This window comes from Macrococcoides caseolyticum (assembly GCF_002902665.1).
GTDB lineage: Bacteria > Bacillota > Bacilli > Staphylococcales > Staphylococcaceae > Macrococcoides > Macrococcoides caseolyticum.
The window spans coordinates 23424-40618 of sequence record NZ_PPRM01000056.1 but is presented as its reverse complement, the minus strand read 5'-3'; the positions used below and the strand labels follow the sequence as shown (position 1 = coordinate 40618).

Sequence of the window (17195 nt, the reverse complement as noted above, 5' to 3'; positions counted from 1 at the left end):
GTAAAACACCACCGTTCAATGATATACCTATATTTTATCAAAAAAAGACTGTAAACTTCATCTCCGAAGGAGACTTTGTCTACAGTCTGAAAATAGCTGGAATATCCAGCTATTTATTATTTCAATTTCATCAACTTGTCTTTCAGAACTTTTCTTTGATGTTCTAAAGAAATTGGATCATTAAACCAAAAATCTTCAGCATCATATTCAACGAGGCGGTTATTTTTAACTGCATCCATGTTCTTCCACAAATTAGATTCAGTTACAGTATTTGTAGCAGATCCTGCATCACTTGACACGAGTACAATGTCTCCTGCATAACTACTCAAACTTTCAGAAGAAACTTTCTTCCATCCTGTCGGTTTAACATCTTTAACGATTTTATCTTGCATCTTCAAGTCAAATGCTTGATAAATAATTTCTGATCCACGTCCCCAGTTATCGCCATACACATAGATTTCTTTCTGGAAGAACTGGAATATAGAATAAGTTTTATCTTCACCAAGGTGTTTTTTAATTTCTTTACCATCTTTTTTCGTCTCTTTATTCCATTTATCCACAAATGCTTTTGCTTCTTTTTCTTTACCAACAATTTTTCCTAATAATTCATGTACTTCTAAATAACCATGCTTTGTATATGTAAAAGGAATTGTTGGTGCAATTTTTTCATACTTCTTATTATCTTTATCCGTATCAAATGAAATAATTAAATCTGGTTTTAGTTTAGCGACTTTCTCAACATCGCCTGGATTTAACTGTTCTACACCCTTAAGCTTCGGTTTTAATATATCAGATTGGAATGCATATTGATCTGCTCCAACCGGAGTGACACCTAAATCAATTAAATTCCCAACATAGCTTGCACCCATAACAACGATACGTTTTGGTTCTTTTGGAATTTTTATTGTTTTGCCGCTATCTGTTTTAAATTCTACTGTTGTTTCTTTTTGCTCTTTCTTGCTATCTTTATTCCCGCATGCTGCGAGCATGATAATACATACGATGAATAATACTAATATTTTTTTCATTACTTTCCCTCCAATTGATATTGATTATCATTACCAATTAATTATATGAACAATCATTGACAAAAGCAATATCTTTTTTATATCTTTTATTACATTGAATTTCATATATTCTATCTCTATAATCGAGGTAATATGCAATTTAAGGAGGGCTATCATGAATAATACGACAAAAGGCATCATGCTTGTTACATTAGGGGCAATATTCTGGGGTGTAGGCGGGACAGTATCACAACAAATGTTCCAGACTTTTAAACTTCCTCTTGATTGGTTTATTACTGTAAGATTAATATTCAGTGGATTATTCTTATTGCTACTTGCTGTTATTAGAAAACAAAATATATTCCACCTCTTTAAAGATCGCTATACCATGATACATCTCATTATATATTCAATATTCGGAATGCTCGCAGTTCAATATACTTTTCTTGCCTCAATAGAAGCCGGAAATGCTGCTGTCGCTACTTTACTACAGTATTTAGCACCTATCGTCATTTTAATTTATATGCTTAGCGCACGTAAAATTAATTTTAGATTGATCGATTTTATCATCATTGCTGTATCTACATTCGGGACTTTTTTACTTCTTACAAGTGGTAATATTAATAATGTTGTCGTCCCTCCCAAAGCCATCATCTGGGGATTGCTCAGCGCAGTGGCAGCTGCATTTTATACAATGTATGCTGGGCGACTATTTGTTCATAATAAACCTTTAGTAATTATTGGATGGGCGATGCTCTTTGCAGGGATATTTATTAGCCTTTTCAACAGGCATTGGTACATTAACCCTTTTGCGATGGGAAGTGTTGCCATCGGATATTTAATCTTTGTGATCATCGTCGGAACTGCACTTGCATTCTTCTTATATTTATTAAGCGTAAAGTATATCGATCCACAACTTACTACATTACTTGGATGTATAGAGCCACTTACTGCTATTATCGTGAGTATCCTTTGGCTGAAACAGCCATTTAATTTTATTCAGATCATTGGAATGGTTATCATATTAGGTGTCGTACTTTTTATATCCATCATTAATTCTAAAGAAAAAAAAGTACAAAAAAACACATGAAATCAATACATTAATGCGCATTGATTTCATGTGTTTTTAATAATTGAGTCACAATATTGCGTTCAACAGCATCATCCATCGGTGGATTATGCAGGCCTGCTCTCATCGACCTTAATATTCTTTCTAATATTCTTGTACGTTCCAGGCTCTTTGCCCCTAATACGCGCATTGCTAAATCAATAATTTCAAGTCCATTATTGACAATGATATGTTTTGACAGCTGGAATGTAAGTCCGAGATGTTCTGTCTTACCTTCCAAGTGCATATCACATGCATGATAAATGAAATGACGAGACTGCATCATCAGCATCTCCATTTTAGCGAGTTTATCCTGAATATGAGGAAGTTCACTGATGGTCGTCTGCAAGGAGTTCGGCTGATACGTTTTACTGAACTTTACTGCCTCATCTAACGCACGTTGCGCAAGACCGAGATAGACTGCCGGAATATGCATCAACCATGGATTCGCATACTTTTCCTTATTAATTTCCACTCTGTTACATTCATTGATTTTCACATCATTAAAAATGACATCATGGCTAGCCGTTGCACGCATACCTAACGTATCCCATGTGTCAACGATTTCAATACCTGCACTATCAGCTGGAACATAATAGAACCCCATTGCAGATGCTTCAGTATCGTAAGCCCCTACAAGCATATGTGTCAGACGATGACTCATAGATGCAAAGGTCTTAGTGCCATTAATTACATACTTATCTCCAGCACGTACTACTTGAGTAGAAGGACGACCGCCTCGCGTCGGGCTTCCCATCTCGCTCTCAGATACGATACGATTTGTAATCGCACCATTTCTTATGTCATGTGCAAATTGCAGCATCATTTCTTCTGGCCAAAGCTTCAGCTCAAATACTTCTCCCACAACACCAAGATGCCAACCAATGGATAAGGCTGTCGATTCATCATAAAACGCAAGTAAAGACTGAATCATAATAAGTTCTTTAATATTACAGCCTGAACCACCATGTTCAACAGGTAAAGTCAGCATATGATAACCATGCTGAATCAACCAATCTATCAATTGATCATTAAGAACTCCATTGTTATCCGCCTCTGCCGCCGTTTTTTCAATCCACTCTTTGTTAGATATAAATCGTTCTTGCCACTTTAATTCAATACTGCTTTCAAGAAATAATTCATTTTCCATTGCTGTCATTCTCCTCTCATTGAAATTGTAACACTTTTATTTGCAACTATCATTTTCGATAAGCGTGTATTCATATAATCATATATAATGATATTAATAAATTAACAATTAGGATGAAAAATATGACTTTATCCAGTTTATTAAATGACGAAAACTTTATATCACCCATAATCATCTCGCTCAAAGTCGCAGTGAGTGCAACGATATTAAGCTTGATATCGGCAATTTTAATACATTATTTATTATCTAGGAAATATTTTAAAGGAAAGACAATTTTAGAAGCGATAATTATGCTGCCGATGGTGCTCCCTCCGACCGTTGTAGGATTTTTGCTGCTCATCTTGTTTGGTAAGCAAAGTTTCATGGGTAAATTTATAGAGCTTCTATTCCATCAGCCAATCATCTTTACAATCTATGCAGCGATTGCTGCGTCGACACTTGTCGCTTTACCATTAATGTATCAATCAATAAAAATAGGTATAGAACAGATTCCGGAAAATTTATATCATGTTGCCCAGCTTGATGGCGCTTCAAAGTTTCGCATGTTTACACATATTACTTTACCTTTATCGAAAGCAGCCTTGCTAACCGGAACTTTGTTAGCCTTTGCACGCGCAATCGGAGAGTTCGGTGCAACACTTATATTCGCCGGCAATATACCTGGTGTTACTGAGACGATGCCGACAGCAATATATGTAGCAATTGAAAATAATGATTTGCATCTTGCATACGCCTGGGTTTTCATAATGATTGTGATGTCATTCTTCATGATGATCGCCACACAACTATTAAGAAAATAATAAATCTCTATAAACCTACACTTTATAATACCTTTGCTTGAAAGAAGATAGCATTGTAAGGTAGACTGAAAGTGTTCAAATATATTTATTAAAGGAGAAAACATAATGTCTAAATCAACACCACACATTAAACCAGAAAACAATCCAATCGCAGAAACAATTCTCTTACCTGGAGATCCACTTCGTGCTAAGTTTATTGCAGACACATATTTAGAAGATGTTGTTCAATTCAACGAAGTACGTAACATGTTCGGCTATACTGGTACTTATAAAGGTAAGCGTATTTCAGTTATGGGTACTGGAATGGGTATCCCATCAATCGGTATTTACTCATACGAATTAATTCATACATTCGGTGTGAAAAACTTAATTCGTGTTGGTTCTTGTGGCGCAATGCAGGAAGATATTAACGTATACGATATTATCATCGCTCAAGGTGCCTCAACGGACTCTAACTATGTTGCACAATATGGTTTGCCTGGTCACTTCGCACCTATCGCAAACTTCGATTTACTTGCACGTGCGAAACAGTTAGCTGATGAAAAAGGTGCTGTCAGTCATGTGGGTAACGTATTATCATCAGATATCTTCTACAATGCAAATAAAGATGCAACTGATAAATGGCGTTCAATGGGCATCTTAGCTGTTGAAATGGAATCTGCAGGATTATACATGAATGCTGCTTATGCTGGTGGGGATGTTCGTGCACTTGGAATCTTCACAGTAAGCGACCACTTACTAACACACGAAGAAACGACACCTGAAGAGCGTCAAACATCATTCACTAATATGATGGAAATCGCATTAGAAATCGTAGAATAATATAATAGATTAATAAGCCGATACTTCCAAGAAGTATCGGCTTATTAATTAGAGTTTCTGTCTCAGTTCATATAATTTATAAAACGGGCTAAGTGGTAAAATAAAGTCTCCAATATATTCTTCAATATGTGCATTGAAGCCTTTCTTAAATTTAAGTACACCATAATCTTCAGCATCTTCAGTGAATACACCCGTTACACCATAAAAATTATAAGTTTTCAAATTCAGGATCTTAGCATACTTAATCATTTCGAACATCATATTATATGGCCCCATAAATTGATTGTACTTAGGATTAGAACCACTTGATAAATAATATAATTCATGTTCATTATGAATATACAATGCACTTGCTAAATGAAGAATTCTGCCGTCTGTCTGCTTCAAAGCTTCAATTTCTGTAACTTTCTTCTTCTCTTTATCAACTGCTTTGGCAAGCTGTTCAACTTTATTACGTAATTTTCTGAAACCAGGATTTTCATCCAGCTTAAGTTTCTCTTTATTATATTCGTCTTCTTTTTGTTTTAAATCTTTACGCAGAATATCAAGATGTTCATCTAAATCAATATAACTTAATACAAGTCTACATTGATCTTTGTATATCTTTTGCATCTTGACAAAGTAATCAAAGTCTCTGAACGAGAAACCATGCTTATCTTCAGCCATCTGGAATAATTCAAAGAATTTATCTGTTTCTTCAATCGATAAATCTCTTAAACGAACACCCATCTCATAGGTTTTCTTAATATTACGTCTCGTTTTATATTCCATCTCTTTTAATAATTCATCTTCAGATTTACCTTCAAGATTAAGTACTGATAAGAACCTGGCTTGTGAATCATCGGAATACCCGACTGGGAATCCACGGTGATGGTACCCTAAACCTTCCATCTGTTCAATAAAGCCTTCCACATCATTTGACTCCGTAATATTACCGTCGTGATCTCTATAATTCATAATAATATGTGGATCTATCAATGCAAATAAACCATTATGTGACTTTAAATATCCTCTTAGCTCTGTATAGAATAAATCAACAAGCGTCTTATTTGAATAATCCATCACAGGACCACGATGCGAGTAGAAATAGTTAAAGTACTTAAAAGCGCGTGCACTCGTTAATAGACATGCAGCAAGTACTTCATCCCCCTCTTTAACTCCAACAATATGTACAGGTTCATTATGCTCAACTTTATAATCGTAATGAATTCTTGATTGTGTGTAATGACTGAAATGCTCATTCACAAAGGATTCAAATTCATCTGGTTGTAACTCGCAAAACTTCATCTTGTACTTCCTCTCTATTTCACTGTTTGTTATTAATATAACATTCACCACATGAAAACAACAGAGATACCATATACTCTGTTGTTAAATCTTTTATTTAATATACCTTTGTAGAAAATCAGTAAAAACTCTCAATTCTTCAATATTTAAATTCACCATTTTAATCGGTCCAATATCGAACGTTATCGTCAATGTATCCTCTTTACTTGCAGCTCCGTGAATTTCATGCATGCCAACTACGCGTTCATAAACACGCTCTCCCATATCGACGTTCATAAATAACCGTTCGCTTGTTGCAATGTAAGCTCCTTGCAATTCACTCATACCATTAGGTGTCGGGAATAATACCGTCCCTTCGATTTCTGGTCCTAATTGTTCCGTTGGAAATAACTCCTCGCTTGATATCTTTCTAAATTGTCCCATAATATCCTCCTAAAATATTATTATTTATTTTTAATATACCCTTTTCCATTCTATTTATGAAATTGTTTTGTCCTAAAAAATTTTATATTGACTATCTTAAGTAATTTTGTTTATTATTAATTGATAATGATTATCATTGTCGCTTGAAAAGGAGGAACAATATATGAAACAGAGCGCGTTACTAACGTCATTCATCGCCGGTTCATTACTACTAACTGCATGTGGTAATGAATCATCTTCTGATAAAAAAGAAAATAAAACTGAACAAACGAAACAAACAGTTGATTTATCTAAAGAGACTGAAGCATACAAAGCTTTTACGGTAGATCAGATTGATCACTTCGTTAAAGATACTGAACAATTCGTCAATGCTTTTAAAGCTGGTGATATTGCAAAAGCTAAAGAAGTTTATCCGAAAGCGCGTATGTATTTCGAACGTTCAGAACCTGTTGCTGAAAGCTTCGGTGATCTGGATCCAAGAATCGATGCACGTTTAGCTGATATGAAAGCTGAAGGTAAGACAGAAGAATGGTCAGGTTATCATAAATTAGAAAAAGCATTATGGGAAGAGAATACAACTAAAGGTTATGAGGCAACGGCAGATCAATTGCTCAAGGATGCAAAAGAGCTTCGTGCGAAAGTAGACACTGCAGAAGTCACGCCTAAACTAATGCTACAAGGATCAATTGATTTATTAAATGAAGTATCTACCTCTAAAATTTCTGGAGAAGAAGAAATTTATTCTCATACAGACCTTTATGATTTCAAAGCCAATATTGAAGGTGCAGAAAAAATCTTCGAATTATTCAAAGAAAAAATTAGCAAAAAAGATGATAAGCTTGCACAAGATATCCAGAAACGCTTTGACAATGTTAATACTCTACTGAAACAACACGAAACACCAGACGGTGGATATGTAAGTTATGAACAATTATCAAAAGAAGATACTAAAAAATTATCAGAGGCTGTTGACCAGCTTGGTGAACCACTAAGTCAAATGGCCATCATTTTGGAGTGATGTAACGTGGATCCTATGTCTCGTCGTGATTTTCTGAAAGTAGCTGGTATTGGAGGTGCGGGTGTAGTGATTGGTTCAACCGGTCTCGGCACCTCTCTTTATGCTATCAATCATTTTGGAAAAGACAACTCAAACTCAAAAAATAAAGTAAACTTCTACGGAAAATATCAATCAGGAATCATTTCAGACGTGCAGACGCATGTCTATTTTGTCGTTCTTGAATTACAAACAAAAGACCTCGCTGAAGTTAAAGACATGTTTAAATTATGGACAAAATATAGTGTTAAACTAATGAATGGAGATCTTGTGGCTCCTCTTACAGAAAACATGTTATTACCGACCGTTGACACTGGTGAAGCAATCGGTCTTGATGCTTCACGATTAACTTTGACCTATGGAGTAGGTCCTGATTTCTTTAAAAAACTAAAGATCGACGCGTTAGCGCCAGATGACTTAAAACCACTTCCTCATTTCCCTAAAGATCAGCTAGATGACAAGTTCTCAGGTGGAGATATATGTATACAGGCATGCAGCGATGACCCCCAAGTAAATTTTCATGCGATAAGAAATCTAGTTCGTGCTTCCCGAGGACTAGTAACGATGAAATGGAGTCAAACCGGCTTTAATTCATTTGAAATACAGGACAATAAAATACAGACACCGAGAAACTTATTCTCTTTTAAAGATGGTACGGGTAATCCAGGGGGAAACAATAAAGAGAAACTTAATGAGATCGTATGGTGTGATTCAGATTGGTACAAAAATGGAACATACTTAATCGCAAGGAAAATTCAAATGCATCTAGAAACATGGGATCGCACTTCTTTAGAGGATCAGGAGCGTACATTTGGTCGTCATCGCGACACTGGTGCCCCGCTTGGCATGAAAAATGAGTTCGATACTGTTGATATAAAGCGTAAAGATAAACAAGGAAACCTGCATATCCCAGAAGATTCACATGTTCATTTAGCGAAAAAGTCAGGTACAAACTTATTAAGACGTTCATTCAGCTATACGAATGGAATTAATGAAAATACAGGTGCTTTTGATGCTGGATTGCTATTCGTAAGTTTCCAGAAATCTCCGGATCAATTTATTAAGATTCAAAATATGATGGGTCGTGTTGACCGTCTAAACGAATACATTACACATAGAGGTACTGGAATCTTCCTGGCCTTCCCTGGTATTAAAGAAGGAGGATATATCGGTGAAACGCTTTTTAATCATATTTAGCCTACTCTTTTTCACAAGTACAACTGTATTTGCTGAAACAAGTTTAAGTAATTTATTTATCGGCATCACAGATATGAAATCTAGTATTAACGATAATGATGAATCAAAGTACAAACAATATTTACAAACATTTGAACAAGATTATAAAGCTTTAAATAATCAAGACAATAAGACGAATAAGCGTATTATAGCGGATATCCATACTTTAAAGACAAATAGCAAAAAGGATACACGCATTAAAACATTAGATCATTTATCTCACGAGTTAATTCATCTAGAAAAAATATTGAATCCAGTAGATAAAAATGCAAAACGCAAGAAATTAACAAATGCGATAACACCACTCATCGAACAGATGCAATCTCAAATCAAAGCGCGGGATTATGATGCAGCACTCAATACAAATAAAACATTAAATGCTGCCTGGACAGCTAATGAAAAAGTCGTAAGAGAAGATGATATCGGCAGATATGGACAAATAGAGACTGAGCTGATGATGATTCGTATCGCACTAAGCAAAGAGAAAGTAGATGCAACAAACGCATCGCTCCATCTCGATAAGCTACAAGCCGAACTGAATCAATATATTCAAGGAAAACAAGCTAAAGCTACTAAGAAACAGGATGCTTCAATTCTCAACACGCACATCGAAAAAGCAGTCGAAGCCATTGACAACGATGATCTAGAACAGGCGAAATCATCATTAACGTCATTTATCAGTGTATGGCCAAATGTAGAAGGTGAAATCAGAAATAGTAATGCTAGCTTGTATACTCAAATAGAAACTGATATTCCTAAATTTGCAGGCAGCTTGATTCAAGATAATAAAGCACACATAAAAAAACAGTTACTTGATTTAAACAAAGATATAAAACAAGCGATTTCTAAAACAAACTATACTTTTATTGATGCAGCACTGATAATGTTAAGAGAAGGTGTTGAAGCTTTACTTATTATCATGGCGTTGATTTCTGTAACGAAAAAAGCAAGACAGAAAAAAGCTACACGCTGGATTATTGTGGGCGGTATTATCGGATTATTATTAAGCGTCTTCCTTGCTCTTAGCTTTAACTTCTTCTTTAAAAACGTAGGAGAAGGTAGAGAGCTGCTAGAGGCATACATCGGTATTTTTGCAGTAATCTTTATGGCGATAATTGGTGTATGGCTTCATTCAAAATCATCCGTACAAAATTGGAATAATTTTATCAACAAAAATATTTCCGAAGCAATATCTAGTGGTAGTATCTTTACATTCGCACTACTCAGCTTTTTATCTGTATTTCGTGAAGGTGCTGAGACGATTATATTTTATGCTGGAATTGCTGGAAAGATCAGCACGGTGCAACTTGTTGCAGGGATTATTATCGCTATCATTATATTAATTGTATTTGCGCTATCATTTAATACGATTACAAAATATATTCCAATTCATAAATCATTCTTGATCATGTCAATTCTTATTTTCTTGCTTGCCTTTAAAATTCTCGGCGTAAGTGTCCATACTTTTCAAGTGCTGAATAAAATAAAGAATACGACGATTAATTATTTACCGGATATACCTTCTATCGGGTTTTATCCAACATTTGAAACAGTTATTCCTCAACTGATTCTTATCATAGGCGTCTCAATCTACTTATTCAGTCATTACAGACAACAAAATAATTCAATATAAGCTGCCATACCTCATTTGTTTTCGTTTTATAAACTTAATCAATTGGGGTATATTACTTTTATACAGAATTATATGGAGGATATTATGCAGCAATGGATTATGAATGTCATGGAACAGTTCGGTTATTTTGGTGTGTTCTTACTCATTCTACTTGAAAATGTGTTCCCCCCGATTCCATCTGAAGTTATATTAACGTTTGGCGGATTTATGGTTGATCAGTCCCCAAAACTATCATTTGTTGGAATGCTCACCGCTTCTACGCTTGGCGCAGTTGGAGGTGCAGTCATCCTCTATTATTTAGGTCATATTCTAGGTCTTAGACGAATAGAAAAGATTATCAATAAATATGGTTTCATCTTAAGACTCGACATCGAAGATATTCATAAAGCAAACAAATGGTTTAATAAATATGGTTATACAGCAGTATTCTTATGTCGTTTTGTTCCCCTTATCAGAAGCTTAATCTCTATCCCGGCAGGCCTCAGTCAGATGTCTATCATTCCTTTCATACTCTATACTACGGTCGGAACAATTATCTGGAACGCCGTTCTCATTTACTTAGGTATGGCGCTTGGACAGAACTGGGAGAAAGTACTGCAATATTTTGATATGTATTCTAATGTACTTTATATCGTAATGGCAATATTAATAATTGCAGGCATCATCTATCTATATAAACGCAAAAAGTAATTACCATTTCTTTACCATAGCAAATTAAAAAAAGATGTGTTATAGTTATATCAAATCAATCGAATATCCTAAGACTTATGTCGAAGGGGAGTAGCTAAGGGGCAACCCGATTATTGTGTCGTCATTACGAAGTTCACGCTTCCGGCACTATAAGGATCTATATCCAGCGAGACCTTTGCCAATACTTTTTGGCATGGGTCTTTTTATATTCAAAATTTAAGGAGTGAACATATGGATCCAAGTATTTTATTAGCATATGCATGGGTAATTGTCGTATTAGTATTATTAGAGGGGTTGCTTGCAGCAGATAATGCCATCGTAATGGCAGTAATGGTAAAGCACTTACCTGAAGAACAAAGAAAGAAAGCTTTATTCTATGGTTTAGTCGGTGCATTTGCGTTTAGATTGATCGCCCTCTTCTTTATTACAGTACTTGCAAAGTACTGGTGGATACAAGCAGCTGGTGCAGCATATTTACTGTTTATGTCCGCTAAAAGTTTATACACATACTTTAAAAAGAAAGATCACACAGATGATCCATCCGTACCGAATATTGCCGAAGAAGAAGGTAACGAAACGAAAGGTAGCAGTTTCTGGATGACTGTACTGAAAGTTGAGTTTGCAGATATAGCTTTTGCAATCGATTCAATGCTTGCAGCAATCGCAATTGCTGTTACATTGCCACATGTTGGTCCGGATTTTATGGGACTTAATGCAGGGCAATTTGCAGTAATGTTTACGGGAGGAATGTTAGGCGTTGTCTTGATGCGATTCGCTGCAACATACTTCATCAAGTTACTTGAGAAATATCCAGGACTTGAAGCAGCAGCATTCGCAATTGTTGGATGGATTGGTGTGAAACTTGTCGTACTCGTACTTGCACATGATGCAATACACGTATTACCACATGAATTCCCACATTCACCAGTATGGCAGTTAATTTTCTGGGGTGTACTACTTTCAATATTAGCAATCGGTTTTATTACGAGCGCAAGACAGAACAAAAGAAGTCATTCATAATGAAACCTGATATTCTATAGGCAACAAATGATATGGAGATGATACTATGACAGGACCATCGTTAAAACAGTTACATGCACATAAACAAATTCACGACACAGGACTGGCACTTGCCGTTCAGATGACGGATGATTTGATCATGAACTATAAAGATTATGATGAAGCAACGTTAAAGCAGGAAATATTAGCTATCGTCGACTTCTTTGAATCACGCATCATCAGTCATGCAGACGCTGAAGAAGAAGCGCAAGGATTTTATAGTGAAGTCGTTGCAGAGAACCCTGAAAAGGCTGAATCTGTGATACAACTTAAACGTGATCATGACATTATGCGTCAAATTATCACACAAGTAAAACATCAAATCGAACAAGGATTCTCTACGAATATCTTTGATTACTTTAGAAGTATCATTATCGTGAATGAAATCCATTCACGTGACGAAGAAAGATTGTTATTGCAATAAACAAAACCCCAGCATATATGTGCTGGGGTTTCATTGGTTATGATTGAAATTATCTTTATTTCACTAACGCTAACGCACATTCCCCGAGAAATGTTCTAGATACTGTCACACCCGCTTCAGTTTCGTTCATTCGGATATATCCTGCTGATTCATAATCTTTAAGATAATGCATCAGACTTTCTTCTGTCATCTCTGCATATTCATGTGCCATTAAATTTTTCAGTCTGTCTAGTGTAAGTTCGACGTCTTTATAGATTTCAATCGTATACATCACATATTTGAAGATATGCACTTCTTTCTGTGCAATTTCGTTCTCCATATCAAGAGATTCCTGTTCATCGATTTCTCTTAATATTTCTTCAGACGTCATGCGTTCTTCTTGTGCTATATTCATCATTTCTTTTTTTATTTCTGTTTTACCTATATTATCATTTTCTTTTTCACTGTTATTCATATTTTCATGCAATTCAGCATGTTCATCGAGCAATGTCGCTAATTCTTGTTCATTTATTTCATTCATCTTTAAATCCCCTTCCTTTCTTTATTTTATCACTTAAATTTAGAAGTTTGAATTCTCAGCCATTGAGTGCTATTCTTAATTACATAATCGAATATGTGCTAGGGGTGCTCTTAGAGCTGAGAAGACTTTGTCCGACTCTCATAACCTGATTTGGATAATTCCAACGTAGGGAAGCAGTTATCATTTATATAATTATAAATATTTATATATTTTGACCACCCGTAGTTTGTTTGCGGGTGGTCTTTTTTTGGAGGTTGCTTATGTTTTATATGATTACTCCATTCGTGGAGCCGAGCGATACTGTCTTGCAATCAATCGTGGATGTAGAAGCTTTAGTTGATGGTGTGATTCTACGTCTAGATGCATGTAATGACGCACTGGATGTATTTATTATACAGTTGAAGCGACGTATAGATCCTTCTAAAATCATTGTTCATGATGCGCCTTACTTGATGATGAAACATGGTTTGACACGTATCCATTTTAAGGAGCGTGCTAGTGATGCGATAGCATTCAAGCAACAACATCCTGAATTTCGTGTAGGTATGAGCGTACATAGCAAAGAGAGTGTGCATCGCATTGATGGCGTGCTTGATTATTGTATATTCGGTCACGTCTTCCCTACGCCTTCAAAGCCAGGTCTCACACCTCAAAGTGCACCTGTAATTGACACAGTTCTTTCATATGATATCCCGATTGTTGCAATCGGTGGTATCGATGAACATACGATACATCAACTTGATACTCGATTTAGTGGATTCAGTGGTATTCGTCTATTTCAGCATAAGGCACATCTCGAGTGCATTCAAAAGGAGTGGTTATTACGAAATTCGATGTCTTAATTATCGGTGGCGGCATTATAGGCCAGAGTATATGCTATCACTTAAAACAAGAAGATATTTCGATCGGTATTATTGATGATTTTAGTAGGCGCAGAGCAACGCATGCTGCTGGCGGTATGCTTGGTGCACAGAATGAATTTTATTCAGAGTCCCCCCTCTTCCAGTTTTCTATGGAGGGGCAATATATGATGAAGGAGTTCGCTGATGAATTGGCACATTTAGGGCATGTAATTGATTATCAGCAGCACGGATTATTAAAGATTGCTTCACATGGTGAGCATGAATCTTTACTTCAACAGTTTGACTTTCTTAATGCACAGTTTAAGACCACAGAGTTAGTTAAAGATCGTTTGGATGAGTTTGCACATGGATATATCCGCAATCATGACCTTGCGATGTGGATTCCGACAGATGGACAAGTCAACGCTGTTAAATATCATCAAGCACTTATGTCATTAAATGAAAAGGTTACGCTTATTCACGATTGTGTAGTAGACGTGAAAGCAGATGATGGATTTAGCGTGAGTACCAGATTGCAAACATACGAAGCACAGCAAATCGTTGTTGCTGCAGGTATGTATTCAGGTGACATCCTTAAATCTCTTGGTATCCATCTTGAAGCTTATGGCGTAAAGGGTGAAGTGATGACGATACATCACTCTGCATTAGATATGAAAGAGACATTGTTCCAGACAAACGGTCATTATATCGTACCGAAGTCAGATGATTTATATGTTATAGGTGCCACGACATCAAAGAATAGGGACAATAAAGTAAGTGAAGAAGGTATCGACTGGCTGACAGAAATGACGCTGGATCTGTTGCCAGAACTGATGAATGGTGAAATTGTCGATAGAAGATGCGGCTTTCGTCCCGATAACCCACTACATCGACCAATAATCGATGAGATCCGTGATAATCTATTTGTCGCAACGGGCCATTATCGTAATGGCATCCTCTTATCAAAGATTACTGGAGCACTGATGCATAAACTTATGTTCAATAAACAGCATCCACTTGCAATGAAATATAAAGATCATTTTAAACTGGAGGATATACATGAAACTATACTTAAATGACGAATTGTACGAAACACAAGAAACAATGCTTGTTCCATTTCTAGAAACTTTGAATATCGATTTAAAGCGTGCTGTTATTGTAATCGATGATATGCCCGTACAAAAAGACAAGTGGGATGACACTGAAATTAGATCAGAACAACGATTAGAATTATTAGAATTTGTAGGAGGCGGTTAATATGCTAAAGATTGGACCAATAGAACTTGAATCGAGACTCATCCTTGGTACAGGAAAATTTGAAAATGGTGATATACAGCGGGAAGCCGTGGATGCAAGCGAAACGAATGCATTAACGTTTGCTGTACGTCGCATGAACCTCTATGATAAAGATTTACCGAATCCATTAGAATCTGTTGACTTAGATAAGTATATTACATTCCCTAATACAGCGGGAGCCAAGACTGCAGAAGAGGCTGTAAAAATTGCTGAGATTGCCCGAGCTGCAGGGATGTGCGATATGATTAAAGTAGAAATTATCGGGGACGATAAAACATTATTACCCGATGCGATTGAGACGTATAAAGCGTGTGAAATTCTACTAGAGAGCGGATTTATTGTCTGTCCTTACATTCAATGCGATGTTGTACTTGCAAAGAAACTTGAAACACTTGGTGTACATGCAATAATGCCACTCGGTTCACCTATTGGGACAGGTCTAGGTATTAACGATGCCTTAAACTTAAGCTATATTATTGATGCTATCAGTGTACCTGTTATTGTAGACGCAGGTATCGGTTCACCAAGTGATGCTGCATATGCGATGGAGCTTGGTGCAGATGCCGTTCTATTAAATACTGCTGTAAGTCATGCGAAAGATCCTGTAAAGATGGCAGAAGCGATGAAGCTCGCAGTACATGCCGGATTTATCGGCGCTACTGCCGGAAGAATCCCTAAGAAATATACAGCACAAGCATCGAGCCCTACGGAAGGTCTGGAATTTCTATGAGTCGCTATGATAGACAAATAAAAGCATCACAGTTTGGTGAACAAGGTCAGGACAATCTTTCAAAATCTAAATTTCTTATCATTGGTGCAGGTGCGCTCGGAAGTACAATCAGTGAAATACTTGCACGAAGCGGCGCCGGAGAAATCATTATATGTGATATGGATATTGTAAGTTTGTCTAATCTTCATCGACAAAGTTTATATGATGAAACAGACGTTCACCAATATGAATTAAAGGTAGATGCTGTAAAACGTCACCTTTCTCGTATCAATAAAGAAGTAAAAGTTACTCCTATACCCGAAGAGATTACAAGTGATAACTTGAAGCAACTGCTTGAAAAGTTTCAACCAAAGATTGTGATTGATGGTACAGATAATTTTAATACACGTTATGTCATCAATGATATTTGTCATCAGTTTAGAATACCTTGGATCTACGGTGCTTGTCTGGGGTCGAAAGGAACAGTATATGCTATAGATTATTCAGTTGCATGTCTACGTTGCCTACTGCCCGACCCACCGGATACTGGTGAGAACTGTTCATTAGAGGGAATACTCCCTCAAACAGCACATCTTACTGCTAGCTTACAAGTTTCAGAAGTAATGAAATATATTGCACAAGGTCGCTTCTCTAATCACTTCATTACATTCGACAGTTTTAATATGAAATTTAAATCAACAGAGGCAACATTTTTTCACAATAACAACTGTAAAACATGTGGAACGCATGACTATCCAGCTACTATGAGTGATACTCACAATGTGACTAAGATGTGTTACGGTAAATACTCTATCAAGTTGCCTAGTAATATCTTCTATAAAGAAATACCAAACACTGTAAAATCAACATCTTTATTTAAAATAATTAAAGCAGATCATGTAACTATACATTTGTTGAAAGATGGACGTATTATCATTTATGATGTATATAGTAAAGCAGAAGCAAAATCAATCATTTCTAGTCTTTTCACTATATCAGTATAATTTAATAGGCAAAATTCCACTCTTCTTCCTTAAGTAGAATCAATGTTTTTTTAATTTATAGTAAGAATGTGCACATAATTACAAATCAATTGTATTTTACAGTGTCATTTGTTATATTAGTATATGCTATT

At 36.0% G+C, this 17195-nt stretch carries 19 protein-coding genes and 1 riboswitch; of the genes, 14 read left to right on the top strand and 5 right to left on the bottom strand.

The genetic code is table 11. The features are described 5' to 3' along the window. Positions 1-116 precede the first annotated feature (116 nt). Positions 117-1028 (bottom strand): ABC transporter substrate-binding protein, encoded by a 912-nt coding sequence (locus tag CD152_RS08700; protein ID WP_101140726.1) that lies wholly within the window; start codon positions 1026-1028, stop codon positions 117-119. A 154-nt stretch (positions 1029-1182) separates the two neighbouring features. Between CD152_RS08700 and CD152_RS08695 the strand changes: the two genes are divergently transcribed. Next, entirely contained in the window at positions 1183-2097 is a 915-nt protein-coding gene (locus CD152_RS08695; protein WP_103214659.1) for an EamA family transporter, read from the top strand. Positions 2098-2107: 10 nt separating this feature from the next. Here CD152_RS08695 and CD152_RS08690 read toward each other — a convergent pair whose 3' ends face one another. Then, the gene (locus CD152_RS08690; protein WP_103214658.1) at positions 2108-3265 is read right to left on the bottom strand and encodes an acyl-CoA dehydrogenase family protein; all 1158 of its coding nucleotides are present in this window, start codon (positions 3263-3265) and stop codon (positions 2108-2110) included. A 122-nt stretch (positions 3266-3387) separates the two neighbouring features. On the opposite strand from CD152_RS08690, the gene modB reads away from it, so the two are divergent. Together modB and deoD are read left to right on the top strand one after the other, a co-directional pair. Further along, a complete protein-coding gene (gene modB, locus CD152_RS08685) occupies positions 3388-4065 on the top strand; it encodes a molybdate ABC transporter permease subunit (protein ID WP_012656041.1) in 678 nt (225 codons plus the stop codon). A gap of 105 nt (positions 4066-4170) precedes the next feature. Continuing rightward, complete coding sequence (deoD, locus tag CD152_RS08680; protein WP_012656040.1) at positions 4171-4887, top strand: purine-nucleoside phosphorylase; 717 nt, start codon at positions 4171-4173, stop codon at positions 4885-4887. 48 nt (positions 4888-4935) lie between these two features. Here deoD and CD152_RS08675 read toward each other — a convergent pair whose 3' ends face one another. After that, positions 4936-6174, bottom strand: coding sequence for an aminoacyltransferase (locus tag CD152_RS08675; protein WP_103214657.1), 1239 nt, complete (start codon positions 6172-6174; stop codon positions 4936-4938). A gap of 93 nt (positions 6175-6267) precedes the next feature. Next, positions 6268-6597, bottom strand: coding sequence for a hypothetical protein (locus tag CD152_RS08670; RefSeq protein ID WP_099483321.1), 330 nt, complete (start codon positions 6595-6597; stop codon positions 6268-6270). Positions 6598-6760: 163 nt separating this feature from the next. Here CD152_RS08670 and efeO point away from each other — a divergent pair, with 163 nt between their 5' ends. From efeO to CD152_RS08640, 6 genes are all read left to right on the top strand, one after another. Beyond that, positions 6761-7615, top strand: a complete 855-nt coding sequence (gene efeO, locus CD152_RS08665) for an iron uptake system protein EfeO (protein WP_101140731.1) — start codon at positions 6761-6763, stop codon at positions 7613-7615. A gap of 15 nt (positions 7616-7630) precedes the next feature. Next, complete coding sequence (gene efeB / locus CD152_RS08660) at positions 7631-8848, top strand: iron uptake transporter deferrochelatase/peroxidase subunit (RefSeq protein WP_101140773.1); 1218 nt, start codon at positions 7631-7633, stop codon at positions 8846-8848. Continuing rightward, on the top strand, positions 8823-10520 hold the full coding sequence (locus CD152_RS08655; RefSeq protein ID WP_103214656.1) for an FTR1 family iron permease: 1698 nt from the start codon (positions 8823-8825) through the stop codon (positions 10518-10520). Before efeB ends, CD152_RS08655 begins: the two co-directional genes overlap by 26 nt. A gap of 84 nt (positions 10521-10604) precedes the next feature. Then, positions 10605-11210 (top strand): DedA family protein, encoded by a 606-nt coding sequence (locus CD152_RS08650; RefSeq protein WP_101057639.1) that lies wholly within the window; start codon positions 10605-10607, stop codon positions 11208-11210. 231 nt (positions 11211-11441) lie between these two features. Then, positions 11442-12230: a TerC family protein gene (locus tag CD152_RS08645; RefSeq protein WP_099483319.1), complete on the top strand. Its 789-nt coding sequence runs from the start codon at positions 11442-11444 to the stop codon at positions 12228-12230. 46 nt (positions 12231-12276) lie between these two features. Then, complete coding sequence (locus CD152_RS08640; protein WP_103214655.1) at positions 12277-12693, top strand: hypothetical protein; 417 nt, start codon at positions 12277-12279, stop codon at positions 12691-12693. A gap of 55 nt (positions 12694-12748) precedes the next feature. On the opposite strand, the gene CD152_RS08635 is transcribed toward CD152_RS08640, so the two are convergent. Next, positions 12749-13213: a hypothetical protein gene (locus tag CD152_RS08635; RefSeq protein ID WP_086037873.1), complete on the bottom strand. Its 465-nt coding sequence runs from the start codon at positions 13211-13213 to the stop codon at positions 12749-12751. A 90-nt stretch (positions 13214-13303) separates the two neighbouring features. Then, a riboswitch (TPP riboswitch) is annotated at positions 13304-13402 on the top strand. Between the two features lie 71 nt (positions 13403-13473). On the opposite strand from CD152_RS08635, the gene CD152_RS08630 reads away from it, so the two are divergent. The 5 genes from CD152_RS08630 to CD152_RS08610 are packed head-to-tail and all read left to right on the top strand — an operon-like array spanning position 13474 to position 17064. Then, complete coding sequence (locus CD152_RS08630; protein WP_103214654.1) at positions 13474-14055, top strand: thiamine phosphate synthase; 582 nt, start codon at positions 13474-13476, stop codon at positions 14053-14055. Then, complete coding sequence (locus CD152_RS08625; protein WP_103214653.1) at positions 14013-15134, top strand: NAD(P)/FAD-dependent oxidoreductase; 1122 nt, start codon at positions 14013-14015, stop codon at positions 15132-15134. Before CD152_RS08630 ends, CD152_RS08625 begins: the two co-directional genes overlap by 43 nt. Further along, the gene (gene thiS / locus CD152_RS08620; RefSeq protein WP_101035541.1) at positions 15115-15312 is read left to right on the top strand and encodes a sulfur carrier protein ThiS; all 198 of its coding nucleotides are present in this window, start codon (positions 15115-15117) and stop codon (positions 15310-15312) included. Before CD152_RS08625 ends, thiS begins: the two co-directional genes overlap by 20 nt. Before the next feature lies 1 nt (position 15313). After that, complete coding sequence (locus CD152_RS08615; protein WP_103214652.1) at positions 15314-16081, top strand: thiazole synthase; 768 nt, start codon at positions 15314-15316, stop codon at positions 16079-16081. Continuing rightward, complete coding sequence (locus CD152_RS08610) at positions 16078-17064, top strand: HesA/MoeB/ThiF family protein (RefSeq protein ID WP_103214651.1); 987 nt, start codon at positions 16078-16080, stop codon at positions 17062-17064. The genes CD152_RS08615 and CD152_RS08610 overlap by 4 nt, the downstream gene beginning before the upstream one ends. Positions 17065-17195 lie beyond the last annotated feature (131 nt).

What these genes read in the sequence shown, in the direction of transcription:
- CD152_RS08635 (WP_086037873.1), bottom strand. Translation starts at nt 13,213, where the DNA reads ATGAATGAAATAAATGAACAAGAATTAGCGACATTGCTCGATGAACAT.
- CD152_RS08690 (WP_103214658.1), bottom strand. Translation starts at nt 3,265, where the DNA reads ATGGAAAATGAATTATTTCTTGAAAGCAGTATTGAATTAAAGTGGCAA.
- CD152_RS08675 (WP_103214657.1), bottom strand. Translation starts at nt 6,174, where the DNA reads ATGAAGTTTTGCGAGTTACAACCAGATGAATTTGAATCCTTTGTGAAT.
- CD152_RS08650 (WP_101057639.1), top strand. Translation starts at nt 10,605, where the DNA reads ATGCAGCAATGGATTATGAATGTCATGGAACAGTTCGGTTATTTTGGT.
- CD152_RS08615 (WP_103214652.1), top strand. Translation starts at nt 15,314, where the DNA reads ATGCTAAAGATTGGACCAATAGAACTTGAATCGAGACTCATCCTTGGT.
- efeO (WP_101140731.1), top strand. Translation starts at nt 6,761, where the DNA reads ATGAAACAGAGCGCGTTACTAACGTCATTCATCGCCGGTTCATTACTA.
- modB (WP_012656041.1), top strand. Translation starts at nt 3,388, where the DNA reads ATGACTTTATCCAGTTTATTAAATGACGAAAACTTTATATCACCCATA.
- CD152_RS08640 (WP_103214655.1), top strand. Translation starts at nt 12,277, where the DNA reads ATGACAGGACCATCGTTAAAACAGTTACATGCACATAAACAAATTCAC.
- CD152_RS08610 (WP_103214651.1), top strand. Translation starts at nt 16,078, where the DNA reads ATGAGTCGCTATGATAGACAAATAAAAGCATCACAGTTTGGTGAACAA.
- CD152_RS08695 (WP_103214659.1), top strand. Translation starts at nt 1,183, where the DNA reads ATGAATAATACGACAAAAGGCATCATGCTTGTTACATTAGGGGCAATA.
- CD152_RS08630 (WP_103214654.1), top strand. Translation starts at nt 13,474, where the DNA reads ATGTTTTATATGATTACTCCATTCGTGGAGCCGAGCGATACTGTCTTG.
- thiS (WP_101035541.1), top strand. Translation starts at nt 15,115, where the DNA reads ATGAAACTATACTTAAATGACGAATTGTACGAAACACAAGAAACAATG.
- efeB (WP_101140773.1), top strand. Translation starts at nt 7,631, where the DNA reads ATGTCTCGTCGTGATTTTCTGAAAGTAGCTGGTATTGGAGGTGCGGGT.
- CD152_RS08700 (WP_101140726.1), bottom strand. Translation starts at nt 1,028, where the DNA reads ATGAAAAAAATATTAGTATTATTCATCGTATGTATTATCATGCTCGCA.
- CD152_RS08645 (WP_099483319.1), top strand. Translation starts at nt 11,442, where the DNA reads ATGGATCCAAGTATTTTATTAGCATATGCATGGGTAATTGTCGTATTA.
- CD152_RS08670 (WP_099483321.1), bottom strand. Translation starts at nt 6,597, where the DNA reads ATGGGACAATTTAGAAAGATATCAAGCGAGGAGTTATTTCCAACGGAA.
- deoD (WP_012656040.1), top strand. Translation starts at nt 4,171, where the DNA reads ATGTCTAAATCAACACCACACATTAAACCAGAAAACAATCCAATCGCA.